The organism is Serratia sp. CY40230 (assembly GCF_052168835.1).
GTDB lineage: Bacteria > Pseudomonadota > Gammaproteobacteria > Enterobacterales > Enterobacteriaceae > Serratia > Serratia nematodiphila.
In genome coordinates this window covers 173,562-198,204 of sequence record NZ_JBJNLX010000006.1, presented here as the reverse complement: position 1 = coordinate 198,204, position 24,643 = coordinate 173,562, and the positions used below count along the sequence as shown (strand labels likewise).

Genomic DNA, 24,643 nt, shown 5'->3' with positions numbered 1-24,643 from the left:
CTCCTGGAACCCGAGTTCGGCATCGACGGCCCTCCCCACGCCTTTCGAAAAGCGACGATGGAAGAAGCACAGGCATTTGAAAACCAGGTTCTGGAAAAGCTGAACGCGGGCAAAACGGTGCGCAGCTTCCTGATCGCGGCGGTAGAGCTGCTGGCGGAAGCGCTCAACGTGCTGGTGGTGCAGGTATTCCGCAAGGACGACTATGCGGTGAAATATGCCGTCGAACCGCTATTGTCCGGCAGCGGCCCGCTGGGGGAGCTGTCGGTGCGCCTCAAGCTGATGTACGGGCTGGGGGTGATCTCCCGCCACGAATATGAAGACGCCGAACTGCTGATGGCGATGCGCGAAGAGCTGAACCACGACGGATCGGAATACCGCTTCGTCGACGACGAAATACTTGGGCCGTTCGGCGAGCTGCACTGCGTGGCCGCGCTGCCGCCGGTGCCGACTTTCCTGCAGCCGGGCGAGGCGGATGAAGCGCTGATCGCCATGCAGCGCCAGCGCTATCAGCAGATGGTGCGCTCCACCATGGTGTTGTCCATTACCGATCTGATCGCCGGCATCGGCGCCAAACAACCCTCCCGGCTCTCTCCTCTCGGCCGCGGCTAGGCAAAGGCCGCGCGCCACTCGTCGAACAACAACCACAGCGCGGTGGCGGCCATCAGTCCGGACATCGCGCCGTTGAACACCCGCAGCTTCCAGGTGACCCGCAGCGCGTTGCGCAACCGATCGCCCAGCACCGCCCACAGCAGCACGCAAGGCAAGTTCAGCAGCGCGAAACCGGCGATGACCGACAGCGTATGGACAAAGGTGGCGCCTTCGCGCGGGGTGAACAGGATCGCCACGTTGATCACCATCAGCCAGGCCTTGGGGTTGACCGCCTGAAACAGCGCGCCGTTGAGCAGGCTCATCGGCTGCGCCTGCTCTTTGGCGTCCGGCGAGGCCGCCTGAAACAGTTTCCATGACAGCCACAGCAGGTAGGCGCAGCCGATCACCGCCAGCGGGAAGCGGATGACGCCGGCCCAGCTCAGCGCCAGCGCCAGCAGCGGGATAATGATCGCCAGCTGTACTGCACAACCGACGCAGATGCCGAACAGCATCGGCAGGGTGCGGCGCAGGCCGAAGTTGACGCCCGACGAGGCCAGCAGCAGGTTGTTGGGGCCGGGGGTGATCGACATGACGGTGACGTAGCTGACAAAGGCGGAGTCCAGCATGGCAGGTTCCTTGAAAATGACGGTGATAACGAGAGGATCAGCATAATCGCTGCGATGGGATGGTGACAGAATCACAAATCGGCTATTGTCATGGTTACAGTTGTGCAAAATGTAAACTGTACCCATTGCCTGGAGAGAAACTGTGACCCTGCTCGATGAAACCCCGGATACCCGTTACCTGCAGCTGGCGGATACGCTGGCCGAAGCCATTCGCCGCGGCACGCTGCAGCCCGGCGACCGCTTGCCTTCGGTGCGGCGCTGTGCGCAAACCCATCGCGTCAGCATCAATACCGTGGTGTCGGCTTACCGCACGCTGGAGGATCGCGGGCTGATTGAAGCGCGGCCGCAGTCGGGGTTTTATGTCCGCAGCACGCTGCCGGCGCTGAAGATGGCCTCGGCGCCCAGCGGCCGTATCGAACCGCCGGCGGACGACGTGCTGGCGTTGATCGACACCGTGTTTGCCGCCCAGCAAAACCCGGCCTTCACCAACATTGCGTTGGCTTGCCCGCAGACCAGCGACTTTTATCCCGGCGGCAAGTTGGGGCGCATGCTGTCCTCTCAGCTGCGCCGCCAGCCGGATCTGATCGGGCAGTATCCGTTGCCGCCCGGCAGCCTGCGGCTGCGTCAGCAGATCGCCCGCCGCTCAATGACGCTCGGCATGCTGCTGGAGCCGGGCGACGTGGTGCTGACCCACGGCTGCATGGAAGCGCTGCAGCTGGCGCTGCGCGTCACCACCCAACCGGGCGACTGCGTCGGGCTGGAGTCGCCGACCTACTTTTACCTGCTGCCGCTGCTGGCCAGCCTGGGGCTGAAAGCGCTGGAAATCCCTACCGATCCGCAGCTGGGGCTGTCGCTGGATGCGCTGGAACTGCTATTGAACGAGAAGCGGCTGAATGCGGTGATCGCCATGCCGACGGTGCAAAACCCGCTGGGTTGCACCATGCCGCTGGCGGCGAAAAAACGGCTGGCGCGGCTGATGAACGATCATCAGGTGCCGTTGATTGAAGATGGGCTGTATGCCGAGATCCAGTTCGGCGGCGCGCTGTCACCGGCGGTGAAGGCGTTCGATCGCGACGGCTGGGTGCTGTTTTGCTCCAGCTTTACCAAAACGCTGGCGCCGGATTTTCGCGTCGGCTGGATCTGCGGCGGCCGTTTCCATGAGGCGTTGCGCAAGCTGAAGGCGGTGTCGTCGATGTCCGAGTCACAGCTGCTGTCGGAAACGCTGGCGACCTTCCTGGAGAGCGGCGGCTACGATCACCATTTGCGCAACCTGCGCAAGCGCTATGCGGCGCAGGTCGACGAGGCGCGGGCGCTGATTGCCCGGCATTTCCCGCGCGGCACGCTGGCCACGCAGCCGGCGGGCGGCTTCGTGTTCTGGGTCGAATTCCCTCCCGGCGTGGACAGCGTGGCGCTGTTCCATCAGCTGCTGGAGGAGCAGATCTGTTTGACGCCGGGCACCCTGTATTCGCCCAGCGGGCGTTACCGCAACGCGCTGCGGCTCTCCTGCTGCTACCCGTTCAACGCGCGCTACACCCAGGCGCTGGCCCGGCTGGGCGCCAAAGCCTGCGAGATGAGCGGCCTGCCGCCCGGCATTGCGCAGGACGGGTAACGGCGCGCGCCTTTTGCTACAATGCCGGTATCATTGATTAGCGTGCCATTTTGGGCACAACGGGCCAGAGACCATGAAAGAGAAAGAAAAGGCAGAGATCAAGCGCCTGAGCGACCTGCTGGACGCCTTGAACCACAAAGACGCCACCGTGATCCAACAGGGCAACCCTGAGTTGATCGCGCAGCACACCAAAGAGAAAGAGAAGCTGGCGACGGAGATCGAGCGCCTGAAAAACGTGCGCGGCGAGAAGCTGAGCGCCGAAGCGCAGAAGCTGAGCAAGCTGCCGTTCAGCCGCGAGATCACCAAGAAAGAGCAGGCCGATATGGGCGCGCTGAAGAAAAGCGCGCGCGGGCTGATCGTGGTGCACCCGATGACCGCGCTGGGCCGCGAGATGGGCCTGAAAGCGGTCACCGGCTACGCCAAGAAAGCGTTCTGAACCCCGGGCGTCAGACCTTGGTGGTGAAATACGCCTTGGTCTGATAGGGCACGGTGACCGTGTCCTGGCCCTGCAGCTCCTCTTCTTCCGCCACCAGTTGGCGCAATTGATCGATAACCTGCTCCTGTTGCGGCTGCGGCAGCGCGGCGATAAAGCTGGTTGAACGCACGCGGTTGTAGATCACGTCCTCCACTGCGCCCCGGTGGCCCAGCATAAACACCTGCTCCTGCAGCGGTTCAAAGCCTTTGAACGGGAAGAACTTGCGCCATTCGCCGGTATAGAAACGCGGCGCATCGCCTTCGTGGCTATCGACGATCTGATTCAGTTTACGCACCCAGCCGACGCGCGCATCGCGCATGTTCCACACCAGGCCGAGTTTGCCGCCGGGCTTGAGAATGCGCTGGATTTCCGCCAGCGCCTGCGGCGTGGCGAACCAGTGGAAGGACTGGGCGCACACCACCGCATCCACCGACTCGTCCGGTAGCGGGATCGCGTCGGCGGTGCCCGCCAGCGTTTTCACCTGCGGCAGTGCCGCCGACAGTTTTTCCAGCATTTGCGGCACCGGTTCGACGGCGATCACCTGCGCGCCGGTTTCCAGCAGGCGCGGGGTGAACTTGCCGGTACCGGCGCCGAGATCGATGACCGTCATGCCGGCGTGCAGGCCGATGACGTCACGCAGCCAGTCGGCGATTTCCGGCGGGTAATCCGGCCGGCCTTTCACATAGCGATCGGCATTGGCCTGATAGCCTTCGGCGGCGGCGTGATGAATCGAATGGGTCGGGGTAGTCATATACCTGGCTCCTGGCTGAAAAAACGTGCGGCTACAGTATAGGCGGAAGAAAATGTTTAGCGCGGCATCCGGCGCACGTTTTTCATCTTTTCCGCCCGCGCGTTCAACGGCCGAGCAGGCGGCGATTGAAGTCCTCGAGGCGCCCTTCGGCGAGCCGCGTGAGCATGGTCTTGCTCCAGCTGGCGGAGAGGCCGGCCACCGCCAACAGGCGGCGATACTGTTCCGCGTCGAAAGGCATGTGCCAGGCGATGGCGATGGCTTCGGCCACCGACACGTCGCTGTTGCGCGCCGCCAGCGCCAGCGGACGATCGCCGCTGACCGCGCCCGGCGACACCACCCGATACAGCCAGCCGCAGCGGCCGCTTTGCTGCATCAGCACCGAAATGTCCTCGATGGCGAAGTGATAATTGAGCTTGAAGCACGGCGAGCGCGGCTGGGTGACCTGGATCAGCGCCTCGCCCCAGCGGAAGATGTCGCCCATAAACACATTGTGTTCGGTCAGCCCTTCGGTGGAGATGTTCTCGCCGAAGGCCGGGGCGCAAAATTGCTCGGCCTGCGCCGGAAACTGCTCGCGCCAGTGGGCATAATGCTCGCGCGGGTAGTGACACAGCGCGCGGTCCGGCCCGCCGTGGTAGCTTTTTTCGGCCTGTTCGTCGCCTTCCAGCCCGAGCTGCGTGAGCCGGATGGCGCCATCCACTTGGCGTTTGGCGATGGCGCTGGGGCGCCCGCCTTCATAGGGTTGGATGCTGCCGATGTAAACGTCTGGGTGATGCATGTGCGCCTCCGTGTCTCGCGTCGAGGGCTCAGCATAGCCTGAGTTGTGCCCGTACACTACCCGGCGTTTACCTGTACGGAAGGATGTGTTTTTCCTGTCTATATTTAGGCTTTTATCGTCGAGAAAAAACCATGCGTTTCATTGTATTGAGGCATGCGGAGTCAGAATGGAACCGCTCGGGGATTATTCAGGGGCGAAGTGACAGTCCGCTGACAGAAGAGGGGCGACGTCAAATCGCTGGGCTTGGCGCTCGCTTGCAAATGTTATCGGTCACTTTGTTGATCAGTTCACCGGCTGGCCGGGCTTTTACGACAGCGGAGACGTTGGCTGAGAGATGTGGCTGCACTGTGCAAATGGATAAGCGTTTGCAGGAGCAAGATTTTGGCCGACTGGAAGGATTATCTTATGCGCAGGCCATGCGCGATTATCCTGAAGCGACGCAGTGCCTCTTTGCCGGTAAGGCAGAGGCGTCGGCTCCGGGAGGGGAGAATGCTTATGAGGTTGCCTGGCGCCTGATGGCTTGTCTGTCCGATCTGGCTGTCGAAGGACAAAATCAAACGCTTGGTGTTGTTACGCACGGCCATGCTCTGCAGGCACTGATTTGGTGGCTTAAAGGGGCTGACCCGCAGGAGGACCTCCGCAGATACGGTCATCGCAATTGCGGCTACGCAATGCTTGATGCGACCGCCTCTGGTTTTAATTTGTTGAATTGGGGAGTCGCGACCCACCTGTTGCCACAAAGATAGGGCGAGGAACGGATATTCCTCGCCTGCGGGCGTCAGAAGGTGGTCCAGTTCTCTTCCGCTGCGGCGTTGGCGGCCGCGGGTTTTACGGCCGGCGCTTTCGGCGCGGCGGCTTTCACGGCGGCGGGTTCGGTCTGCTCCGCCAAACGGAACACCGAAACGCTCTGCAGCAGCATCTCCGCCTGCTCTTCCAGCGAATCGGCGGCGGCGGCGGACTCTTCCACCAACGCAGCGTTCTGCTGGGTGGTGTGGTCCATCTCGACGATCGCCTGGCCAATCTGGGCGATGCCGCGCGTCTGTTCATCGGAGGCGGCGGCGATCTCGGCCATGATGTCGCGCACGTGGGTGACCGAGCGGACGATCTGCTCCATGGTATTGCCGGTGCTTTCCACCAGTTCGGTGCCGGTTTTCACCCGGCTGACCGATTCGGCGATCAGCCCTTCGATCTCCTTCGCCGCCTGGGCGCTGCGGCTCGCCAGGCTGCGCACTTCGCTGGCGACCACCGAGAAGCCGCGGCCCTGTTCGCCGGCGCGCGCCGCTTCCACCGCGGCGTTGAGCGCCAGGATGTTGGTCTGGAAGGCAATGCCGTTGATCAGGGTGGTAATTTCGGCGATACGCTGCGAACTGCTGGAAATATCGCGCATGGTGCTGACCACGTTTTCCACCAGCTTGCCGCCCTGCTGCGCGGTCTGCGAGGCGTCGGTGGCCAGCTGATTGGCGTGATGGGCGTTGTCGGCGTTCTGTTTCACCGTGGCGGTCAGCTGCTCCATGCTGGCGGCGGTTTCCTCGACCGCCGCCGCCTGCTGTTCGGTGCGGGAAGAGAGATCGGTGTTGCCGGCGGCGATTTCCGCCGAGGCGGTGGAGACCTGGCTGACCCCCATCTGGATCTTCTCAATCATGGTGCGCAGGTTTTGGCTCATGGCCGCCACCGCGTTCAGCAGCTGCCCCAGCTCGTCGCGGCGGGTGCTGGTCTGCGCCTGACGCAGGTCGCCGTTGGCGATGCGTTCCGCCATCGCCAGCGTGCTGTGCAGCGGACGGGTGATCTGCAGCGTGATGCGCCAGGCGATAAGCACCCCGGCGATGATGGCGATCAGGGTGGTGACGCCCATCTGCAGCTGCGCCAGGTTGATGTTGTTGCGCGTCTGCACCAGCTCGTCCTGCATAAAGGCGTTCACCAGCGTGCCGATCGCCTGCGCGCGTTCGCCGAGCTGCCGGCTGATTTGCTGCTCGTGCTCATAGGCCGGCAGGTAGGCCGCAATGCGGTTTTTGTAATCGTCCAGGGCGGCCAGCAGCGGTTGCAACTGCGGGCGCTGCGCTTCGCTGACCCGGCGGCTCAGGGCGTTGGCCGCGTCGCGCGCGTCGTCGATGGCCGCCATCAGCGGCGCTTCGGTTTCCTTGTTCAGGCTCAGCAGCAGGCCGCGCGCGCCGTAGCGCACCTGGGTCAGCTTCTGGTTCAGTTGGATGAAGGCCAGTTGCAGATCGCCGTTGGTCAGCTGGCGCTCCACCTGGCTCAGGCTGGCCTGCACTTCCGACATGTTCCAGCTCTGGCGCACCGCATCTTTGGCCGAGACCGCTTGCTCAAAGACCTTTTGCTGCTGCTGATATTCCCCGATCAGCGTCACCAGACGCTGCAGATCCTTGCGGCTTTGGGCGTCCCAGTCCAGCGCCTGCCCCTGATCTATCAGTTTGACGGCGTTTTCAATATTGGCGCGGTTGTTCTGCAGATACTCCGGCTGGTAGGTCTGGCCGTACATGGCGCGGTTGTATTTGGCCTGGTTGATCTCCTCGTTCAGCCGGTTGCTGAAGTCGATGCGATCGGCGCGGGATTCAATGATATGCAGATATTGCGCTCCGGTGCCGGCGATGACGACCGCCAACAGCAGCAACAGCGCGAAGCCGAGGCCGAGCTTTTTACCTACGGTGAGATGAGTGAACTTTCCTGCCAATGCTTGCAATGCCGCCATAGCGTTTTTCCTTCTCCGGGCGAACGTCAATTGAACAAACCATCGGCAGGAAGTGGTCAAACTTTAGCGGATTTCAGGCAAAAAAATACCCGCCGGCGGCGGGCATCTTCATCAACGGGGGCGAATTACTTCTTCGCGGCGAAGCGCGCGGCGGCTTCATCCCAGTTGACCACGTTCCAGAACGCCTTGATGTAGTCAGGACGTTTGTTCTGATATTTCAGGTAGTAAGCGTGTTCCCACACGTCCAGGCCGATGATTGGGAAACCGGAAGCGCCGGCGACGGCTTCGCCCATCAGCGGGCTGTCCTGGTTGGCGGTAGACACTACGGCCAGCTTGCCGTCTTTCAGCACCAGCCAGGCCCAACCGGAACCGAAGCGGGTGGCTGCGGCTTTCTCGAACTCTTCCTGGAATTTCTCAACGCTGCCGAAATCGCGCTCGATGGCCGCTTTCAGATCGCCGCCCAGCGTGGTGCCGGTTTTCAGGTTTTTCCAGAAGAAGCTGTGGTTGGCGTGGCCGCCGGCGTTGTTACGCATGAAGGTGCGTTTGTCGGCAGGCACTTTATCCAGATCCTGGATCAGCTCTTCAACGCTGTATTTGGCCAGCTCAGGGTAGGCTTCCAGCACGGTGTTGGCGTTGTTGACGTAGGTCTGGTGGTGTTTGGTGTGATGGATTTCCATCGTCTGCTTGTCGAAATGCGGTTCCAGTGCGTCGTAAGCGTAAGGCAGGGATGGCAGTGAATAACTCATAATCATCATCTCCAGTGGTGTATGGGCGGCGCAAAGGGCGAGCACCGCGTAAGCAGTCGGATCATTATAGTTAATTAAATGATATTGAAAATGATTATCAATGCCCTGTGAACTGTGTGGTTAATGAACAAATCGTTGCGTTAACATGCTGATAGAAGAGGGCGCTGGGGGGCCGCGTCGAACCGCCGCCCCGGCGCGTTGGTTACTCTCTATACTGTAGGGAGCGCCAACGCCGAAATGTATCGAAATGTGCCAATGCGTTCACTGAATGAGCACGAGTGTGTAACAACCACAAGCACGCTGTGGTAATATGGCCGGCGTTCGTAGCAAGCATAACAACAGTGACATTCGCGTTTGCCGCGCTAGCGGGCAGGCGCATTTGAACAATGTGACAATCGAGAGTAAAGGAGACCCCCATGCAGGTCAGCAGAAGGCAGTTCTTTAAGATCTGCGCTGGCGGTATGGCAGGAACGACGGTGGCCGCGCTGGGCTTTGCCCCCGAAGTGGCGTTGGCGGAAACCCGGCAGTACAAACTGCTGCGCGCCCGCGAGACCCGTAATACCTGTACGTATTGTTCCGTCGGCTGTGGGCTGTTGATGTACAGCCTTGGTGATGGCGCCAAAAACGCCAAAGAAAGCATTTTCCATATCGAAGGGGATCCGGATCACCCGGTAAACCGCGGCGCGCTTTGCCCGAAAGGCGCCGGCCTGGTTGACTTCATCCACAGCGAAAGCCGCCTCAAGTACCCGGAATACCGGGCGCCAGGGTCGGACAAATGGCAGCGCATCAGCTGGGACGACGCCTTTACCCGCATCGCCAAGCTGGTGAAGGAAGACCGTGACGCCAACTTCATCAAAACCAACGACCAGGGCGTTACCGTCAACCGCTGGCTGACCACCGGCATGCTGTGCGCCTCGGCCGCCAGCAACGAAACCGGTTTTCTGTCGCAAAAATTTAGTCGCGCTCTCGGCATGCTTGCCGTAGACAACCAGGCGCGTGTCTGACACGGACCAACGGTAGCAAGTCTTGCTCCAACATTTGGTCGCGGTGCGATGACCAACCACTGGGTTGATATCAAGAACGCGAATTTGATTATCGTCATGGGCGGTAATGCGGCGGAAGCGCATCCGGTGGGGTTCCGCTGGGCGATGGAAGCCAAAATACACAACAATGCCAAGCTGATCGTGATCGATCCGCGCTTTACCCGAACCGCATCGGTGGCGGACTTCTACACGCCGATCCGCTCCGGGACCGACATCGCTTTCCTGTCGGGCGTGTTGCTGTATCTGATGACCAACAACAAATTTAACCGCGAATACGTCGAGGCCTACACCAACGCCAGCCTGCTGGTGCGGGAAGACTTTGCCTTCGAAGACGGCTTGTTCAGCGGCTACGACGCGGAAAACCGCAAGTACGACAAAACCACCTGGAACTACCAGTTCGACGAGAACGGCTTCGCCAAGCGCGACGTCACGCTGCAGGATCCGCGCTGCGTGTGGAACCTGCTGAAGCAGCACGTGAGCCGCTACACGCCTGACGTGGTGAGCAACATCTGCGGCACGCCGAAGGACGATTTCCTCAAGGTGTGCGAATACATCGCCGAAACCTGCGTGGCGGATAAGACCGCTTCGTTCCTGTACGCCCTGGGCTGGACTCAGCACTCGGTCGGCGCACAGAACATCCGCACCATGGCGATGATCCAGCTGCTGCTCGGCAACATGGGCATGGCGGGCGGCGGCGTCAACGCGCTGCGTGGCCACTCCAACATCCAGGGTCTGACCGATCTCGGCCTGCTGTCGCAGAGCCTGCCGGGCTACCTGACGCTGCCGTCGGAGAAACAGACCGATCTCGAGACCTACCTGAAGGCCAACACGCCGAAGGCGCTGCTGCCGGGCCAGGTGAACTACTGGGGCAACTACCCGAAATTCTTCGTCAGCATGATGAAGACCTTCTACGGCGACAAGGCGCAGAAGGACAACAGCTGGGGCTTTGACTGGTTGCCGAAGTGGGACAAGGGCTACGACGTGCTGCAGTACTTCGAGATGATGGCGCAGGGCAAGGTCAACGGCTACTTCTGCCAGGGCTTTAACCCGGTGGCGTCGTTCCCGAACAAAAACAAGGTGGTGGCTTCACTGTCCAAGCTGAAGTTCCTGGTGACCATCGATCCGTTGAACACCGAGACCTCCAACTTCTGGCAGAACCACGGCGAGTTCAACGAAGTGGATCCGTCGCAGATCCAGACCGAAGTGTTCCGCCTGCCGTCCACCTGCTTCGCCGAAGAGAACGGCTCGATCGTCAACTCCGGCCGCTGGCTGCAGTGGCACTGGAAAGGCGCGGACGCCCCGGGCGAAGCGCTGAACGACGGCGAGATCCTGGCGGGCATCTTCAGCCGCCTGCGCGAGATGTATGCGCGCGACGGTGGCGCGGTGCCTGAGCAGGTGCTGAACATGACCTGGGACTACCTGACGCCGGACAACCCGGCGCCGGAAGAGGTGGCGCAGGAGAACAACGGCAAGGCGCTGGCGGATCTGCTGGATGCCGACGGCAAAGTGCTGGTGAAAAAAGGCGAGCTGCTCAGCTCGTTCGCGCAGCTGCGCGACGACGGCACCACCGCCAGCGGCTGCTGGATCTTCGCCGGCAGTTGGACGCCGGCCGGCAACCAGATGGCGCGGCGCGACAACGCCGATCCGTCCGGCCTCGGCAATACGCTGGGCTGGGCCTGGGCATGGCCGCTCAATCGCCGCATTCTGTACAACCGCGCCTCGGCGGATCCGCAGGGCAAACCGTGGGATCCGAAACGCCAGCTGCTGGAGTGGGACGGCGCCAAGTGGGTCGGGGCCGATATCCCGGACTACAGCACCGCCGCGCCGGGCAGCGACGTCGGGCCGTTCATCATGCAGCCGGAAGGCATGGGCCGCCTGTTCGCCACCGACAAGATGGCGGAAGGGCCGTTCCCTGAGCACTACGAGCCGTTCGAAACGCCGCTCGGCACCAACCCGCTGCACCCGAACGTGGTGTCCAACCCGGCGGCGCGCGTGTTCAAGGACGATCTGGCGGCGATGGGCAAATCCGACAAGTTCCCGTACGTCGGCACTACCTATCGTCTGACCGAGCACTTCCACTACTGGACCAAGCACGCGCGGCTGAACGCCATCGCCCAGCCGGAGCAGTTTGTGGAGATCGGCGAAAAGCTGGCGGAGAAGAAGGGCATCAAGCAGGGCGATACCGTGAAAGTCAGCTCCAACCGTGGCTACATCAAGGCCAAGGCGGTGGTGACCAAGCGTATTCGCACGCTGCAGGTGCACGGCCAGGAAGTCGACACCATCGGCATCCCTATTCACTGGGGTTACGAAGGGGTGGCGAAGAAAGGCTTTATCGCCAACACGCTGACGCCGTTCGTCGGCGACGCCAATACGCAAACGCCGGAGTTCAAGGCGTTCCTGGTCAACGTGGAAAAGGTGTAACGGAGACGAATTATGGCCATGCAATCTCAAGACATCATTCGTAAATCCGCCACCAATGGTTTCACGCCGGCGCCGCGCGCCCGTGACCACCAGGAAGAAGTGGCCAAACTGATCGATGTCACCACCTGTATCGGCTGCAAGGCCTGTCAGGTGGCCTGTTCCGAATGGAACGACATCCGCGACGAAGTGGGGCACAACGTCGGGGTGTACGATAACCCCGCCGATCTGACCGCCAAGTCGTGGACGGTGATGCGCTTCTCCGAGGTGGAGGAAAACGGCAAGCTGGAATGGCTGATCCGCAAGGACGGCTGCATGCACTGCGCCGATCCGGGCTGCCTCAAGGCCTGCCCGTCGGAAGGCGCGATCATTCAGTACGCCAACGGCATCGTCGACTTCCAGTCCGAGCACTGCATCGGCTGCGGCTACTGCATCGCCGGCTGCCCGTTCGACGTGCCGCGCATGAACAAGGACGACAACCGGGTGTACAAGTGCACCCTGTGCGTCGACCGCGTGGACGTCGGCCAGGAACCGGCCTGCGTGAAAACCTGCCCGACCGGCGCCATTCACTTCGGCACCAAGGAAGCGATGAAGCAGGTGGCGGCGGATCGCGTCAGCGAGCTGAACACCCGCGGTTACCAGAACGCCGGTCTGTACGATCCGGCGGGGGTGGGCGGCACGCACGTGATGTACGTGTTGCACCACGCCGACAAACCGCAGCTGTACCACGGTTTGCCGGACAACCCGAGCATCAGCCCGGCGGTGACCTTCTGGAAGGGCGTGTGGAAACCCTTGGCGGCCATCGGCTTTGCCGCCACCTTCGCGGCCAGCGTGTTCCACTATGTCGGCGTCGGGCCTAACCGCGTCGAAGATGAGGACGAGCACGACGAGTCGCACGACGAGGAGACGCGCAAATGAGAAAGGAAAAGCCCATTCAGCGTTACAGCGCGCCGGAGCGCATCAACCACTGGATCGTGGCGTTCTGCTTCGTGTTCGCCGCCATCAGCGGGCTGGGGTTCTTCTTCCCCTCCTTCAACTGGCTGATGAACATCTTCGGGACGCCGCAGCTGGCGCGCATTCTGCACCCGTTTGTCGGGGTGATCATGTTCGCCGCGTTCCTGCTGATGTTCCTGCGCTACTGGAAGCACAACCTGATCAACCGGGAAGATATCGTCTGGGCCAAGAACATCCACAAAATCGCCATGAACGAGGAAGTGGGTGACACCGGGCGCTATAATTTCGGCCAGAAGTGCGTATTCTGGGCGGCGATTATCAGCCTGGTGCTGCTGCTGGCCAGCGGCGTGGTGATCTGGCGGCCGTATTTTGCGCCGTCGTTCTCCATTCCGCTGATCCGCATCGCGCTGCTGGTGCATTCGCTGGCCGCGGTCGGCCTTATCATCGTGATTATGGTGCACATTTACGCCGCATTGTGGGTAAAAGGCACCATTACCGCGATGGTGGAAGGCTGGGTGCCGGCGGCCTGGGCCAAGAAACATCATCCGCGCTGGTACCGTGAGGTCCGCGAGAAACGACAGGAAGATAAACCCTGATGAGTATCCGCATCGTTCCTAAAGAGCAGTTAGGGGCACAGCGTGAGAAGTCCACAACGGCGGAGAACATCCCGCCGTTACTTTTCGCCAACCTGAAAAGCCTGTACAGCCGCCGCGCCGAACGTCTGCGTCAGCTGGCTGTCGACAACCCGCTGGGTGACTACCTGAACTTTGCCGCCGAGCTGGCGCAGGCGCAGCAGCATGCGCTGCACGATAACCCGCTGGCGCTCGATCTTAGCGAAGCGTTGGCGCAGGGCGCCGCCAGCGGCAAACCGCCGCTCGATCTGAGCGTGTTCCCGCGCAGCGAGCACTGGCGCAAGCTGTTGACGTCGCTGATCGCCGAGCTGCGCCCGCAGGCGCCGGAACACATTCTGGCGGTGCTGGACAACCTGGAGAAGGCCTCGGCGCACGAGCTGGAGCTGATGGCCGACGCCTTGCTCAACCGCGAGTTCGGCAAGGTAGGCAGCGAGAAGGCGCCGTTTCTCTGGGCCGCGCTGTCGCTCTATTGGGCGCAGATGGCCAGCCTGATCCCCGGCAAGGCGCGCGCCGAATACGGCGAGCAGCGCCAGTTCTGCCCGGTGTGCGGCAGCATCCCGGTCTCCAGCATGGTGCACATCGGCACCGTCAACGGCCTGCGCTACCTGCACTGCAACCTGTGCGAAAGCGAATGGCACGTGGTGCGGGTGAAGTGCAGCAACTGCGAGCAGACCCGCGATCTCAACTACTGGTCGCTGGACAGCGAGCAGGCGGCGGTGAAGGCGGAGAGCTGCGGCGACTGCGGCACTTACCTGAAGATCCTCTATCAGGAAAAAGACCCGCAGGTCGAAGCAGTGGCCGACGATCTGGCTTCGCTGGTGCTGGATGCCCGTATGGAAGAAGAAGGCTTCGGCCGCAGCAGCATCAATCCGTTCCTGTTCCCGGCGGAGTAACCGCCCGGCCCCGTTCGCGCGGGGCCGGATGAGCAATTTCAGAACGGGCTTCTGGCAATCGCCCGGGCGAGTTGCTACGTTTAGGCCATAACGCGCCAAGCGAAAGGAACCACGATGTTAAACACCCTGGCAAAACTGACCGCGGTCGCCGTGTTGGCGGTTGGACTGGCGGCCTGCGACAACAAAGACGACACCAAACCGGCGGTGCCGCCGCCGGACACCAAGCCGACCGTGACGCAGCCCGCGCCACCGCCGCCGCCTGCGCCGGTAGAAACCCCGCCCGCGCCGCCGGGGCTGAACGTGTCGCTGCAGAAGGGCAAGATCACCTTCGAGCTGCCGCCGGGCTTTAGCGATCAAACGCTGAACAGCGGCATCATCAACGACAGCACCTCCACCATTCAGCGCTTCCTTGACGGCAAGTCGCGCCAGAGCGCGGTCTCGTCCGAAGTGATCCCGCCGGACGGCATGAAGCTCAACACCAGCGACAAAATGCTGAAAGAGCTGACGCAGAGCGCCATCACGGTGCTGGCCGAACGCTATCAGAATATCCAGACCACCAAAGAAGAGAACTTCAGCGTCGGCAAACAGAAGTTTCGCCGGGTGGATACCGAACAGACCGTCAACGGCCAAAAGGTGGTCTCCACCCTGGTGTTGACGGTGTTCAACAAGCGGGTGGTGACGTTGCAAATGCTGTCGCCGGCCAAAACGCCGGAAGTGCATCAGGCGCTGGTGCAGCGGATTATCGATACCCTGGCGGTGAAGTAAGGACGCCGCAGCCAGGACGAAGCGGAGGAGACCGGATGAAGCTTATCGGCAGTTACACCAGCCCCTTTGTGCGCAAGATTTCCGTGATGCTGCTGGAGAAGGGGATTGCGTTCGAGTTCGTCAACGATCCGCCGTATGAGCCCGGCAGCCGGGTGAAGGAGTTGAACCCGCTCGCCAAGGTGCCGGTGCTGATCGCCGATGACGGCGAGGTGTTTTACGACTCGCCGGTGGTGGCCGAATACCTCGAGCTGCTGGCGGTGGAGCCGGCGTTTTTGCCGGCCGAACGCGCCGCCGCATTGCGGGTTCGCCAGGTGGCGGCGTTGGCGGACGGCGTGACCGAAGCGGCGGCGACGCTGTTCCGTGAAAGCCGGCGCGCGCCGGAAAAACAGGACGAAAACTGGATGCTGCGCCAGCGTGACAAGCTGACGCAGGGCCTGGACGCCCTGGAGGCGCTGGCGCGGGAAAAAACGTGGCTCAATGCTGAGCGGCTGACGCTGGCGGATATCGCCACCGGCTGCGCGCTGGGCTACCTCAATTTCCGCCGCATCCTGCCCAACTGGTGCGTCGAACGCCCGACGCTGGTCAAACTGGCCGAACGCCTGTTCGCCCGCGAAAGCTTCGCCCGCACTGCGCCGCCTTGAGCTTTTTTCTCCCCGCTGCGGCGGGGTTTTGCTATGCCGATACGTTTAAACTGAAAACCGAGCGACCATGAGCACTGAATCCCACCTTCTTTACAGCCAACTGCCCGCCATCGACCGCCTGCTGCGTGAACCCGCGATTGAACCGCTGGTGGCACAGCATGGCCAGACGCTGATCGGCGAACTGCTGCGCCGGCTGCAGGCCCAGGCGCGCGACGCGATCAAACAACGGCAACGCTTGCCGGCCTGGTGCGGCGACTGGCCGCAGGCGCTGCGGGCCGAGCTGGCCCGGCAGCAACGCCCGGCTTTGCTGCCGGTGTTCAACCTCAGCGGCACCGTGCTGCACACCAACCTCGGGCGCGCCCTGCTGGCGCAGCCGGTGAAGGATGCGGTGAACGCGGTGATGGGGGAGGCGGTGACGCTGGAGTACGATCTGGACGGCGCCGGGCGTGGCCATCGCGATCGGGCGGTGGCGAGTCTGCTGTGTCGGCTGACCGGCGCGGAAGACGCCTGCATCGTCAATAACAACGCGGCGGCGGTGCTGCTGATGCTGGCGGCGATCGCCCCCGGCAAAGAGGTGGTGGTGTCGCGCGGCGAGCTGGTGGAAATCGGCGGCGCGTTCCGCATTCCCGACGTGATGCGCCAGGCCGGCTGTCAATTGGTCGAGGTCGGCACCACCAACCGCACCCATCTGAAGGATTACCGCCAAGCCATCAACGAGCAGACTGGCTTGTTAATGAAAGTGCACACCAGCAACTACAGCATTCAGGGCTTTACCGCGGCGGTCGACGAGGCCGAACTGGCGCAGCTCGGGGCCGAACAGGGCGTGCCGACCGCCACCGATCTGGGCAGCGGCTCGCTGATCGATATGGCGCAGTACGGCCTGCCCGCCGAACCGATGCCGCAGCGGCTGCTGGCCGCCGGCGTCGATCTGGTGACGTTCTCCGGCGATAAGCTGCTGGGCGGCCCGCAGGCTGGCATCATCGTCGGCAAAAAGGCGCTGATCGCGCGTTTGCAGCAGCACCCGCTCAAACGCGCGCTGCGCGTCGGCAAGCTGACGCTGGCGGCTCTGGAGGCCACGCTGCGGCTCTATCTGCAGCCGGAAAAACTGGCTGAGCAGCTGCCGACGCTGCGGCTGTTGACTCGCCCGCAGCAGGAGATGCAACAGGCGGCCGAGCGGCTGCTGACGGCGCTGACGCCGCGGTTCACCACCGATTTCGACCTGCGCGCCGAACCGTGCTGGTCGCAGATCGGCAGCGGTTCGCTGCCGGTGGATCGCCTGCCCAGCTATGCCCTGACCTTCACGCCGCGCGACGGCCGCGGCGCCACGCTGGAAGCGCTGGCCGAACGCTGGCGCCGTCTGCCGCAGCCGGTGATCGGCCGCCTCGGCGACGGCAGGCTGTGGCTGGATCTGCGCTGCCTGGAACAGGAAGGGGCGCTGATCGCAGCGCTGAGCGCATCATGATCATCGCCACCGCCGGCCATGTCGATCATGGCAAAACCACCCTGCTGCAGGCGATCTCCGGGATCAACGCGGATCGCCTGCCGGAAGAAAAGCGCCGCGGCATGACCATCGATCTGGGTTACGCCTACTGGCCGCAGCCGGACGGCCGGGTGCTGGGCTTTATCGACGTGCCCGGCCACGAGAAATTCCTCGCCAACATGCTGGCGGGCGTCGGCGGCATCGATCATGCGTTGCTGGTGGTGGCCTGCGACGACGGCGTGATGGCGCAAACCCGCGAGCATCTGGCGATCCTGCGCCTGAGCGGGCGCCCGGCGCTGACGGTGGCGCTGACCAAGGCCGACCGGGTGGACGCGGCGCGTGTCGATGAGGTGCGCAGCCAGGTGCGCGACGAGCTGGCGCGCCAGGGGTGGCCCGATGCGCCGCTGTTCGTGACCGCGGCGGCGGCGGGCGAGGGCATCGAGGCGCTGCGCGCGCATTTGCTGGCGTTGTCGCCCGCTGAACATGCGCTGACGCGCCGTTTTCGCCTGGCGGTAGACCGCGCGTTCAGCGTCAAAGGGGCGGGGCTGGTGGTGACCGGCACCGCGCTCGGCGGCCGGGTGAAGGTGGGGGATACGCTGTGGCTGACCGGCGCCGACGCGCCGGTGCGGGTGCGCGGCCTGCATGCCCAGAATCAGACCGTGGAACAGGCGCAGGCCGGGCAGCGCATTGCGCTTAACATCAGCGGCGATGTCGATAAAGAGCGGGTCGCGCGCGGCGATTGGCTGCTGGCGCAGCGTCCGCCCGAAGCGGCGGAACGCATTCTGGTGGCGTTGGAGACGGATCGGCCGATCCGCCATTGGCAGCCGCTGCATCTGCACCATGCCGCCAGCCACATCACCGGGCGCATTTCGTTGCTGAACGACGGGCTGGCGGAACTGATCCTCGATCGCCCGCTGTGGTTGGCGCAGAACGATCGGCTGGTGCTGCGCGATATTGGCGCGCGGCAAACTCTGGGCGCGGCTCGGGTGCTCAGGCTGAATGCGCCCAAGCGCGGCAAGCGTCAGCCGGACTATCTGGCATGGCTGCAGGCCCTGGCGCTGGCGCAAGACGATGCGCAGGCGCTGGCGCTTGAATTGCCGCACGGCGCGCTGTCACTCGCGGCGTTCGCCTGGGCGCGTCAGTTGACGGACGATGGCCTGAACGAGCTGCTGGCGAACCGCGATCTGCTGATCGTCGGTGACCGGGCGCTGGCGCAGGATCAGGTGCAACAGGCGGAAAGCCGCCTGCTGCAGGTGCTGGCGGAGTATCACCAACAGCACGCCGATCAGCTGGGCTTAGGGCGCGCCCGCCTGCGGCGCATGGCGCTGCCGCAGCAGCCTGAAGCATTGGTGTTTATGATGATCGATCGGCTGCTGCGGGCCGGCGCGCTGCGCAATACGCGCGGCTGGCTGCACCTGCCGGAACACGGCCTGGCGTTCAGCGCCGAAGAGGCGCCGCTGTGGGCGCGCATCGAACCGCTGTTCGGCGACGAACCCTGGTGGGTGCGCGATCTGGCGAGCGAATTGGGCGAAGAGGAAAGCCGGGTACGCGCGCTGCTGCGTAAGGCGGCCCAGTTGGGCCATGTGACGGCGGTGGTGGTGGATCGCTACTACCTCAGCCGACGCATCGATCAGTTCGCGGCGCTGATCCGCGAGCTGGATACGGAGCGCGGGGGCGCCAACGCCGCCGATTTCCGCGATCGGCTCGGCGTCGGGCGCAAGCTGGCGATCCAGGTGCTGGAGTTCTTCGATCGCAGCGGCTTTACCCGCCGCAAGGGCAACGAGCATCTGCTGCGCGACGGCGGGCTGTTCGGCAACTGATTGCGTGTTTTTTGTTCTCTGATGGCGGTATAATCAGCTTTAATCACTTTGATTGATATTGATTGTATTGAGGAGCAAGACGATGAATACGAAAGTCATCACCGCTCATGTCCCGCTGCCTTTGGCTGAAAAGGTGGATGAAATGGCCGCCAAACTTGAACGCTCACGGGGATGGATAGTGAAGCAAGCCCTCGCCGCCTGGCTTGAGCAAGAGGAAGAGCGCCGTCGGTTAACGCTGGCGGCGCTGGCCGATGTCGAACAGCAAAACGTTATCGATCATGAGTCGGTAGAAGCCTGGGCGGCCAGCCTGGACAGTGACGAGCCGCTGCCGGTACCGCGCTGATGGAGTTAAAATGGACGAGTAAGGCGCTATCGGATTTGGCGCGTTTGTTTGAGTTTCTTGCCTTGGCTAACCGCACTGCGGCAGCGAATTCGGTGAAGGCCTTGGTCGCCGCGCCTAAAGCGTTGCTCGATAATCCTCGCCTGGGTGAAAGACTGGACGAGTTTTTACCGCAGGAAGTGAGGCGTATTCTGGTCGGCCGTTATGAGATACGTTACCAGGTGCAGCCGGCAACGATTTATGTTCTGCGTATTTGGCATACTCGCGAAGAGCGATAGGCCGAATTCCCCTACCCGATAAACCTGACGGCGGCCCGGCTGACGTCGGGCGTTTGGGCGGTGAGAAACGCCTGTAAACGTTCGATCAGCGGCCGTTTTGCCGATTCTTCCGGCCAAACCAGATAGTAACCGTCGCCGGTGCGCACGGCGACGTCACAAGGCAGCACCAATAATCCCTCCTCAATCGTCCGCAGGCTCAGCGCCAGATCGCCGATCGAGACGCCGTGCCCGGCGATGGCCGCCGCGTTGCCCTGTTCCAGCGAATCAAATACCTGGCCGCGCGTGAGATCGATCGGGGCCGCGATGCCGCTTTTCTGCAGCCAGCGCCGCCAGTCGCGCCGATCGGGCGACGGGTGGATCAGCGGGCAGGCGACGAGATCCCGCTGCCCGTCGGCGAGCAGCGCGGGGGCGCAAATCGGGATCAGCCATTCGTCGAACAGCTTGGCGGCGGCGGTATTGGCGCCAAAATGGCCGTTGCCGAGCAGGATGGCGCAGTCGTAGGGTTCGCTGAAAAAATCCACGCTGTCGATGTCCATCCAGACGCTGGCTGCCTGCACCTCGAACGCCTGCGCCGTTTGCCGGAACCGGCTCAGGCAGTCCAGCAGCCAGCGCAGGGTCAGGGTGGAGGGCGCCTTCAGCCGCAGCAGATCGCGGTGGCTTCTGAACAGCTCGCAGGCTTGCTCGATGCGGCCAAACCCTTGCTGCAGCTCGGCGGCGAAGATTTTCCCCTGCGGCGTGACCTCGATACGCGGGCCGTTGCGCTGGAACAGCCGGCAGCCAAAGTGCTGCTCCAGCGTTTTGATGTGCTTGCTGACCGCGCTCGGGGTGAGATGCAGCTCCTCGGCGGCCAGCGTGAACGAGCCGGTGCGGGCGGCGCTTTCGAAGGCGCGCAGGGCGTAAAGCGGCGGAAGGGAACTGGCCATCGCGGCGTCTCTAATAATGAGTCTGATTCACAGTAAACGACAGGATTACTCCTTTTTCAAGGCGGGGGCGGCGGCATGATAATGGCGCGACGCCAACTGACTGAATGTGAGTGAAATAAAGATGAACCTGTCGTTACTGGCGGCGTATTTCGCCGCCATTTTGTTGCTGATCGCCACGCCGGGGCCGGTGGTGGCGATGGTGGCCAACACCGCGGCGCGCTTTGGCGCCCGGCGCGCGCTGTTGACCGCGCTGGGCAGCAACGGAGCCTCCTTGTTGCTGATCGGCGTCGCCGCGCTGATTATCACCGGGCTGTTCGCCGTGGATATGCGCTTGCTGCAGTGGATAGGCCTGCTGGGTTGCCTGTTTATTGGCCGTATGGCGATCGTCTCGCTGTATGAGGATTTATCCGCGCGAGCCCCCGATGCGCAGCCCGTTGCGCCGCCGCAAAAACGCTCGGCGATCCTGAACGGTTTTCTGGTGGGCATCGCCAACCCCAAAGACATTATCTTCTTCGTCGCCTTTTTCCCGCAGTTCATCGCCGTCACCCCCTCGATCGGCGCCAGCCTGACGCTGCTGACCGCGCTGTGGGTGCTGGCGGACTTCGCCATTTTGCTGACCTATATCACCCTGCTGTCGGGAACGGCGCTGCAGCGCGCGCGGCGGGCGATCTCTGTCCTGTCGGCGTTGCTGTTGTTGGCGGTGGCGGTGGTGGGAACGGGGTATGCGCTGTGGGGGCTGCTCGGCTGAAGCCGCATAAAAAACGCCGGTCGGGAAACCGGACCGGCGTTTTATCGTCGCGTTTACGCCGCGCCGTTCGGCTGCGGTGTGGGGTCGCCGTTGCGGCGTTTGCCGAGGAACAGCGCCACCAGCGTCAGCCAGCACAGGCCGCTGATGAGGTTGAACAGGTTGAACAGCCCGCTGCCGCCCCAGACGTAGGCGACCTTGGCCAGCTCGATGCCGACGGTGAACACCATCATGCTCAGCATGCCCATAGTGGCCGACACCGTGCCCTTGCTGACGTTGCTGGAGAACAGCGTCAGGCGGTACAGCCCGGCGTTGGCCAGGCCAATGCCGAAGGCGTACAGACTCAGGCCGGCGGTCATCCACAGGTAGGCGTGGCTGGAGAACTGGGTCGCCAGCGCGGCGATCAGCAGCCCCAGCAGCATCGGGCCTGCGCCCAGCTTGATCAGGCGCTCCACGCTGTTTTTGCCGGTCAGGCGTGCCAGCGTCAGGTTGCCGAGGATCAGCGCGCCGAACACCGGGATCTGCAGCAGGCCGTAGTCCAGCGTCGACAGCGACTCGCCGCTGATCAGGATCACCGGCGACTGGGCGATCCAGGCCAGCAGCGGCAGGCTGGCGAAACCGATCGCCAGGGCGCCGCACAGGAAGCGGCGGTTGCCCAGCACCTGGCGGTAGTCGCGCCACAGGTTGGCGGCGGAAAACGCCTCGCCCTGCAGCGTGGCGGTTTCCGGCATCGCTTTCCACAGGCCGTAGAAGGCGATGGCCGCCAGCGCCGCAAACAGCACAAACATGCTCTGCCACGGTGCGACGTGGATCAGCGCCGCGCCGGCCAGCGGCCCGAGCAGCGGGGCGATCAGCGCCACGTTAGCCATCAGGGCGGTGATTTTGATGCACACCGCCTCCTCGAACGACTCCTGGATGGTGGCGTAGCCGACCGCGCCGATAAAGCACAGGCCGATGCCCTGCAGGAAACGCATGGCGATAAACTGCTCGATGGTGGTGACCAGCAGGATCGCCAGGCAGGAGACGATGAAGAACGCCACCCCGGCCAGCATCACCGGGCGACGGCCGCGACGATCCGACAGCGGCCCGAGCAGCCACTGCAGGAAAATGCCGCCGGCCAGATAGGCGGTCATTGAGGTGGGCACCCACTCTTCGCCGGCGTTGAAATCCGCCACGACGGCCAGCATGCCCGGCTGAATCATATCGTTGCCGATATAGGTGGCGAACTCGAACAGCACCAGACAAAGAGGGAATAAAAGCGCCTGCCGGCCCAAACGTGCCGCAGGTGGTAATGTTGTTTTCATATTATTGTACTGATAGTAAAAGAGAAAAAGGAACTGCCAGGGCGGGAAGCGCAAACTGAGCGAGTTGTGGCGGCTATTTTGCCGCCAATTGTTCACCTTCGCAATCATAAGGTGTTGTTTAAGTGCATTCTGATATTTCGCTTTTGGGTTGTCGCCGAACGCCGTGCCCGATAACCTCTTATTAACATATCAATATGACACAAGATCGGGCGAGCGTTTGAGCGAGAAAATCGGCTGGATAGACAACCTGCGGGCGATGGCGTGCATGATGGTGGTGATGATCCACGCCACCACCTATTACGTCACCAACGGCGCGGCGATAGGGTTGCACAACTGGGACATCGCCAACGTGCTGAACTCACTGTCGCGCGTATCGGTGCCGCTGTTCTTCATGATTTCCGGCTACCTGTTCTTCGGCGAAAAGAGCGCCGGCCGGCGGCATTTCACCCGCATCGCCTGCTGCATTCTGTTCTACAGCGCCATCGCGCTGATCTATATCGCGGCCTTTACCAAGATCGGTTTCTGGCCGTCGCTGCGCGCCATCCTGCAAAAGCCGGTGTTTTACCACCTGTGGTTTTTCTACGCCATCGCGGTGATTTACCTGCTGTCGCCGCTGATCAGCGTCAAGCCGGTGTCGCGTCGCTACCTGGCCGCCGCGCTGGTGGTGTTGGCGGCGATCGCCAACCCGAATACCGACAAGCTGACCTTCGGCAACGTGCACCTGCTGCCGGTTAACCTGTATATCTACGGCGATACCTTCTACTACCTGCTGTATGCGTTGGCCGGGCGGGCGATTGGCATGATGGAGGCGCGCGGGCGCGCCGTGGGCTGGTTGGCGGCATTGGGATTTGCGCTGTGCGTGGCGCTGATCGCGCGCGGCACCAAGCATCAGCTGTTCATCAACGGCAACTTCGCCGATACCTACTACATCTACAGCGGCCCGCTGGTGTTTATGGCGGCGGTGGCGCTGCTGGTGTGGGTGAAACACTGTTTGCCGCAGCCGATCGGCTGGCTGAGCGTATTTTCCCGCCATTCGCTGGCGATTTACGGTTTTCACGCCCTTATCGTTAACGTGATGCGCAGCCGGCACCTGGATTTCACCGGCCACCCGCTGCTGGATATCTTCTGGGTGTTCGGCGTGGCGCTGGGGCTCAGCCTGCTGCTGTCTGTCGGCCTGCAGCGGCTGGATACCCGCCGGCTGGTGTCATAGCGGCGAGCGCTGGCGCTGCTGGGCGCGGCGCAGCTGCCGCCCGGAAGAAAAACCGGCCGCCAGCGCGGCCTTCTCCAACCCATACCCTTGCTGCAGGCGCTGTTGCGCCACCGCCAACCGCAGCTGCTCATGATATTCCCGCACGCTGATGCCGACGTGGCTGCGAAACAGCCGCGCCAGATGGCGGCTGCTGACGTGCGCCTTCTCCGCCACCTGCGGCACCGACCAGTCGGCTTCCGGCTCGGCGGCCATCACGTCCTGCGCGCGGTGCACCGCCGGGTGCAGGTGGTTGCGGTAACGCAGCCAGGGCGACAGCTGCGGATCGTCGCCGGCGCGGCGGAAATAAACCACCATGTCGCGTGCGACGTCGCGCGCCCGGCCGGAGCCGCAGTGACGGTGAACTAGGTGCAGCGCCAAATCGATGCCGGTGGTGATGCCCGCGCTGGTGTAGACGCCGCGGTCTTCGACGAAGATGCGGTTCTCTTTCACCTGCGCCGCCGGTGCCTGCAGGCGGATGCGTTCGATGACGTCGTGGTGGGTGGTGCACTGATAGCCGTCGAGCAGCCCGGCCTGCGCCGCCAGCAGCGCGCCGGAACAGATGCACACCAGGGTGATGCGCTGCTGCTGCAGATCGGGCCGCAGCGTCGCCAGCCAGCGGCGGGCCTGCTCGGCCTCTTCACCGGCGAAATAGCGCTGCGAATCGCCGACGCCCGGCAACACCAGAATGGCGCCGTCTTCCAGGCGTTCGGGCAACGGCGGCAGGCCGCTCAGCGTCATGCCGATGGAGCAGACGACCTGCGGCGCCGGGCTGAGGTAACGCAGGCTGAACGACCCGGCGAGGCGCAGGGTTTCCGCCGGGCCGCTGACGTCGAGCGACAGCACGTTGGGCAACAGCAGAAAATAGACGGCCTGCGGCATGG

General features: G+C 63.0%; 24 protein-coding genes. 16 read left to right on the top strand and 8 right to left on the bottom strand.

Annotated features, from left to right (window positions below):
* The first annotated feature begins 57 nt into the window (after positions 1-57).
* Positions 58-609 (top strand): MltR family transcriptional regulator, encoded by a 552-nt coding sequence (locus ACJ8IJ_RS21135; protein WP_016929575.1) that lies wholly within the window; start codon positions 58-60, stop codon positions 607-609.
* Here ACJ8IJ_RS21135 and ACJ8IJ_RS21130 read toward each other — a convergent pair.
* Positions 606-1,214: a LysE family translocator gene (locus ACJ8IJ_RS21130; RefSeq protein WP_004933983.1), complete on the bottom strand. Its 609-nt coding sequence runs from the start codon at positions 1,212-1,214 to the stop codon at positions 606-608. The two genes, ACJ8IJ_RS21135 and ACJ8IJ_RS21130, sit on opposite strands and share 4 nt — an antisense overlap.
* Before the next feature lie 142 nt (positions 1,215-1,356).
* On the opposite strand from ACJ8IJ_RS21130, the gene ACJ8IJ_RS21125 reads away from it, so the two are divergent.
* Positions 1,357-2,823, top strand: a complete 1,467-nt coding sequence (locus ACJ8IJ_RS21125) for an aminotransferase-like domain-containing protein (RefSeq protein WP_338910787.1) — start codon at positions 1,357-1,359, stop codon at positions 2,821-2,823.
* Between the two features lie 73 nt (positions 2,824-2,896).
* The gene (locus ACJ8IJ_RS21120) at positions 2,897-3,259 is read left to right on the top strand and encodes a YibL family ribosome-associated protein (RefSeq protein WP_004933989.1); all 363 of its coding nucleotides are present in this window, start codon (positions 2,897-2,899) and stop codon (positions 3,257-3,259) included.
* Positions 3,260-3,269: 10 nt separating this feature from the next.
* On the opposite strand, the gene ACJ8IJ_RS21115 is transcribed toward ACJ8IJ_RS21120, so the two are convergent.
* Together ACJ8IJ_RS21115 and yiiM are read right to left on the bottom strand one after the other, a co-directional pair.
* Positions 3,270-4,049, bottom strand: a complete 780-nt coding sequence (locus ACJ8IJ_RS21115; RefSeq protein WP_154871866.1) for a class I SAM-dependent methyltransferase — start codon at positions 4,047-4,049, stop codon at positions 3,270-3,272.
* Between the two features lie 103 nt (positions 4,050-4,152).
* Entirely contained in the window at positions 4,153-4,824 is a 672-nt protein-coding gene (gene yiiM, locus ACJ8IJ_RS21110) for a 6-hydroxyaminopurine reductase (protein ID WP_049187082.1), read from the bottom strand.
* A gap of 131 nt (positions 4,825-4,955) precedes the next feature.
* Here yiiM and ACJ8IJ_RS21105 point away from each other — a divergent pair, with 131 nt between their 5' ends.
* A complete protein-coding gene (locus ACJ8IJ_RS21105) occupies positions 4,956-5,570 on the top strand; it encodes a histidine phosphatase family protein (protein WP_049240365.1) in 615 nt (204 codons plus the stop codon).
* A gap of 32 nt (positions 5,571-5,602) precedes the next feature.
* Here the strand turns inward: ACJ8IJ_RS21105 and ACJ8IJ_RS21100 are convergent, their stop codons facing one another.
* Both ACJ8IJ_RS21100 and sodA read right to left on the bottom strand, forming a co-directional pair.
* Positions 5,603-7,531 (bottom strand): methyl-accepting chemotaxis protein, encoded by a 1,929-nt coding sequence (locus ACJ8IJ_RS21100; protein ID WP_004933999.1) that lies wholly within the window; start codon positions 7,529-7,531, stop codon positions 5,603-5,605.
* A gap of 125 nt (positions 7,532-7,656) precedes the next feature.
* Positions 7,657-8,277, bottom strand: coding sequence for a superoxide dismutase [Mn] (gene sodA / locus ACJ8IJ_RS21095; RefSeq protein ID WP_004934003.1), 621 nt, complete (start codon positions 8,275-8,277; stop codon positions 7,657-7,659).
* A gap of 416 nt (positions 8,278-8,693) precedes the next feature.
* Here sodA and fdnG point away from each other — a divergent pair, with 416 nt between their 5' ends.
* The 10 genes from fdnG to ACJ8IJ_RS21045 all read left to right on the top strand — a co-directional run bounded on the left by fdnG (position 8,694) and on the right by ACJ8IJ_RS21045 (position 19,541).
* Positions 8,694-11,741 (top strand): formate dehydrogenase-N subunit alpha, encoded by a 3,048-nt coding sequence (fdnG, locus tag ACJ8IJ_RS21090; protein ID WP_103086119.1) that lies wholly within the window; start codon positions 8,694-8,696, stop codon positions 11,739-11,741.
* Between the two features lie 12 nt (positions 11,742-11,753).
* Positions 11,754-12,656 (top strand): formate dehydrogenase subunit beta, encoded by a 903-nt coding sequence (gene fdxH / locus ACJ8IJ_RS21085; protein WP_004934014.1) that lies wholly within the window; start codon positions 11,754-11,756, stop codon positions 12,654-12,656.
* Positions 12,653-13,288 (top strand): formate dehydrogenase cytochrome b556 subunit, encoded by a 636-nt coding sequence (gene fdoI / locus ACJ8IJ_RS21080; RefSeq protein ID WP_004934017.1) that lies wholly within the window; start codon positions 12,653-12,655, stop codon positions 13,286-13,288. Before fdxH ends, fdoI begins: the two co-directional genes overlap by 4 nt.
* The gene (gene fdhE, locus ACJ8IJ_RS21075) at positions 13,288-14,217 is read left to right on the top strand and encodes a formate dehydrogenase accessory protein FdhE (RefSeq protein WP_004934019.1); all 930 of its coding nucleotides are present in this window, start codon (positions 13,288-13,290) and stop codon (positions 14,215-14,217) included. The genes fdoI and fdhE overlap by 1 nt, the downstream gene beginning before the upstream one ends.
* A gap of 114 nt (positions 14,218-14,331) precedes the next feature.
* Positions 14,332-14,982 carry a DcrB-related protein gene (locus ACJ8IJ_RS21070; RefSeq protein ID WP_004934023.1) on the top strand — a complete coding sequence of 217 codons (651 nt, stop codon included), beginning with the start codon at positions 14,332-14,334 and terminating at the stop codon, positions 14,980-14,982.
* 35 nt (positions 14,983-15,017) lie between these two features.
* On the top strand, positions 15,018-15,623 hold the full coding sequence (locus ACJ8IJ_RS21065) for a glutathione S-transferase (RefSeq protein ID WP_004934025.1): 606 nt from the start codon (positions 15,018-15,020) through the stop codon (positions 15,621-15,623).
* Positions 15,624-15,690: 67 nt separating this feature from the next.
* Positions 15,691-17,085, top strand: a complete 1,395-nt coding sequence (selA, locus tag ACJ8IJ_RS21060; protein ID WP_088381115.1) for an L-seryl-tRNA(Sec) selenium transferase — start codon at positions 15,691-15,693, stop codon at positions 17,083-17,085.
* Positions 17,082-18,923: a selenocysteine-specific translation elongation factor gene (gene selB / locus ACJ8IJ_RS21055; RefSeq protein ID WP_342579137.1), complete on the top strand. Its 1,842-nt coding sequence runs from the start codon at positions 17,082-17,084 to the stop codon at positions 18,921-18,923. The genes selA and selB overlap by 4 nt, the downstream gene beginning before the upstream one ends.
* Positions 18,924-19,005: 82 nt before the next feature.
* The gene (locus tag ACJ8IJ_RS21050) at positions 19,006-19,266 is read left to right on the top strand and encodes a CopG family ribbon-helix-helix protein (protein ID WP_033639076.1); all 261 of its coding nucleotides are present in this window, start codon (positions 19,006-19,008) and stop codon (positions 19,264-19,266) included.
* On the top strand, positions 19,266-19,541 hold the full coding sequence (locus ACJ8IJ_RS21045) for a type II toxin-antitoxin system RelE/ParE family toxin (protein ID WP_033636570.1): 276 nt from the start codon (positions 19,266-19,268) through the stop codon (positions 19,539-19,541). Before ACJ8IJ_RS21050 ends, ACJ8IJ_RS21045 begins: the two co-directional genes overlap by 1 nt.
* An 11-nt stretch (positions 19,542-19,552) precedes the next feature.
* On the opposite strand, the gene ACJ8IJ_RS21040 is transcribed toward ACJ8IJ_RS21045, so the two are convergent.
* Positions 19,553-20,464, bottom strand: a complete 912-nt coding sequence (locus tag ACJ8IJ_RS21040; RefSeq protein WP_442518873.1) for a LysR family transcriptional regulator — start codon at positions 20,462-20,464, stop codon at positions 19,553-19,555.
* A 121-nt stretch (positions 20,465-20,585) separates the two neighbouring features.
* On the opposite strand from ACJ8IJ_RS21040, the gene ACJ8IJ_RS21035 reads away from it, so the two are divergent.
* Complete coding sequence (locus ACJ8IJ_RS21035) at positions 20,586-21,212, top strand: LysE family translocator (RefSeq protein ID WP_342579139.1); 627 nt, start codon at positions 20,586-20,588, stop codon at positions 21,210-21,212.
* Positions 21,213-21,265: 53 nt separating this feature from the next.
* Here ACJ8IJ_RS21035 and ACJ8IJ_RS21030 read toward each other — a convergent pair whose 3' ends face one another.
* On the bottom strand, positions 21,266-22,513 hold the full coding sequence (locus ACJ8IJ_RS21030; RefSeq protein ID WP_004934040.1) for an MFS transporter: 1,248 nt from the start codon (positions 22,511-22,513) through the stop codon (positions 21,266-21,268).
* Between the two features lie 217 nt (positions 22,514-22,730).
* Between ACJ8IJ_RS21030 and ACJ8IJ_RS21025 the strand changes: the two genes are divergently transcribed.
* Positions 22,731-23,723, top strand: coding sequence for an acyltransferase (locus ACJ8IJ_RS21025; protein ID WP_442518874.1), 993 nt, complete (start codon positions 22,731-22,733; stop codon positions 23,721-23,723).
* Here ACJ8IJ_RS21025 and ACJ8IJ_RS21020 read toward each other — a convergent pair.
* Entirely contained in the window at positions 23,718-24,641 is a 924-nt protein-coding gene (locus ACJ8IJ_RS21020) for a GlxA family transcriptional regulator (protein WP_154871858.1), read from the bottom strand. The two genes, ACJ8IJ_RS21025 and ACJ8IJ_RS21020, sit on opposite strands and share 6 nt — an antisense overlap.
* Between the last annotated feature and the right edge of the window lie 2 nt (positions 24,642-24,643).

Coding starts and splice junctions, on each gene's coding strand:
- ACJ8IJ_RS21135 (WP_016929575.1), top strand. CDS start 58: ATGGAAGAAGCACAGGCATTTGAAAACCAGGTTCTGGAAAAGCTGAAC.
- ACJ8IJ_RS21130 (WP_004933983.1), bottom strand. CDS start 1,214: ATGCTGGACTCCGCCTTTGTCAGCTACGTCACCGTCATGTCGATCACC.
- ACJ8IJ_RS21120 (WP_004933989.1), top strand. CDS start 2,897: ATGAAAGAGAAAGAAAAGGCAGAGATCAAGCGCCTGAGCGACCTGCTG.
- ACJ8IJ_RS21115 (WP_154871866.1), bottom strand. CDS start 4,049: ATGACTACCCCGACCCATTCGATTCATCACGCCGCCGCCGAAGGCTAT.
- yiiM (WP_049187082.1), bottom strand. CDS start 4,824: ATGCATCACCCAGACGTTTACATCGGCAGCATCCAACCCTATGAAGGC.
- ACJ8IJ_RS21105 (WP_049240365.1), top strand. CDS start 4,956: ATGCGTTTCATTGTATTGAGGCATGCGGAGTCAGAATGGAACCGCTCG.
- ACJ8IJ_RS21100 (WP_004933999.1), bottom strand. CDS start 7,531: ATGGCGGCATTGCAAGCATTGGCAGGAAAGTTCACTCATCTCACCGTA.
- sodA (WP_004934003.1), bottom strand. CDS start 8,277: ATGAGTTATTCACTGCCATCCCTGCCTTACGCTTACGACGCACTGGAA.
- fdxH (WP_004934014.1), top strand. CDS start 11,754: ATGGCCATGCAATCTCAAGACATCATTCGTAAATCCGCCACCAATGGT.
- fdoI (WP_004934017.1), top strand. CDS start 12,653: ATGAGAAAGGAAAAGCCCATTCAGCGTTACAGCGCGCCGGAGCGCATC.
- fdhE (WP_004934019.1), top strand. CDS start 13,288: ATGAGTATCCGCATCGTTCCTAAAGAGCAGTTAGGGGCACAGCGTGAG.
- ACJ8IJ_RS21070 (WP_004934023.1), top strand. CDS start 14,332: ATGTTAAACACCCTGGCAAAACTGACCGCGGTCGCCGTGTTGGCGGTT.
- ACJ8IJ_RS21065 (WP_004934025.1), top strand. CDS start 15,018: ATGAAGCTTATCGGCAGTTACACCAGCCCCTTTGTGCGCAAGATTTCC.
- selA (WP_088381115.1), top strand. CDS start 15,691: ATGAGCACTGAATCCCACCTTCTTTACAGCCAACTGCCCGCCATCGAC.
- selB (WP_342579137.1), top strand. CDS start 17,082: ATGATCATCGCCACCGCCGGCCATGTCGATCATGGCAAAACCACCCTG.
- ACJ8IJ_RS21050 (WP_033639076.1), top strand. CDS start 19,006: ATGAATACGAAAGTCATCACCGCTCATGTCCCGCTGCCTTTGGCTGAA.
- ACJ8IJ_RS21045 (WP_033636570.1), top strand. CDS start 19,266: ATGGAGTTAAAATGGACGAGTAAGGCGCTATCGGATTTGGCGCGTTTG.
- ACJ8IJ_RS21040 (WP_442518873.1), bottom strand. CDS start 20,464: ATGGCCAGTTCCCTTCCGCCGCTTTACGCCCTGCGCGCCTTCGAAAGC.
- ACJ8IJ_RS21035 (WP_342579139.1), top strand. CDS start 20,586: ATGAACCTGTCGTTACTGGCGGCGTATTTCGCCGCCATTTTGTTGCTG.
- ACJ8IJ_RS21030 (WP_004934040.1), bottom strand. CDS start 22,513: ATGAAAACAACATTACCACCTGCGGCACGTTTGGGCCGGCAGGCGCTT.
- ACJ8IJ_RS21020 (WP_154871858.1), bottom strand. CDS start 24,641: ATGCCGCAGGCCGTCTATTTTCTGCTGTTGCCCAACGTGCTGTCGCTC.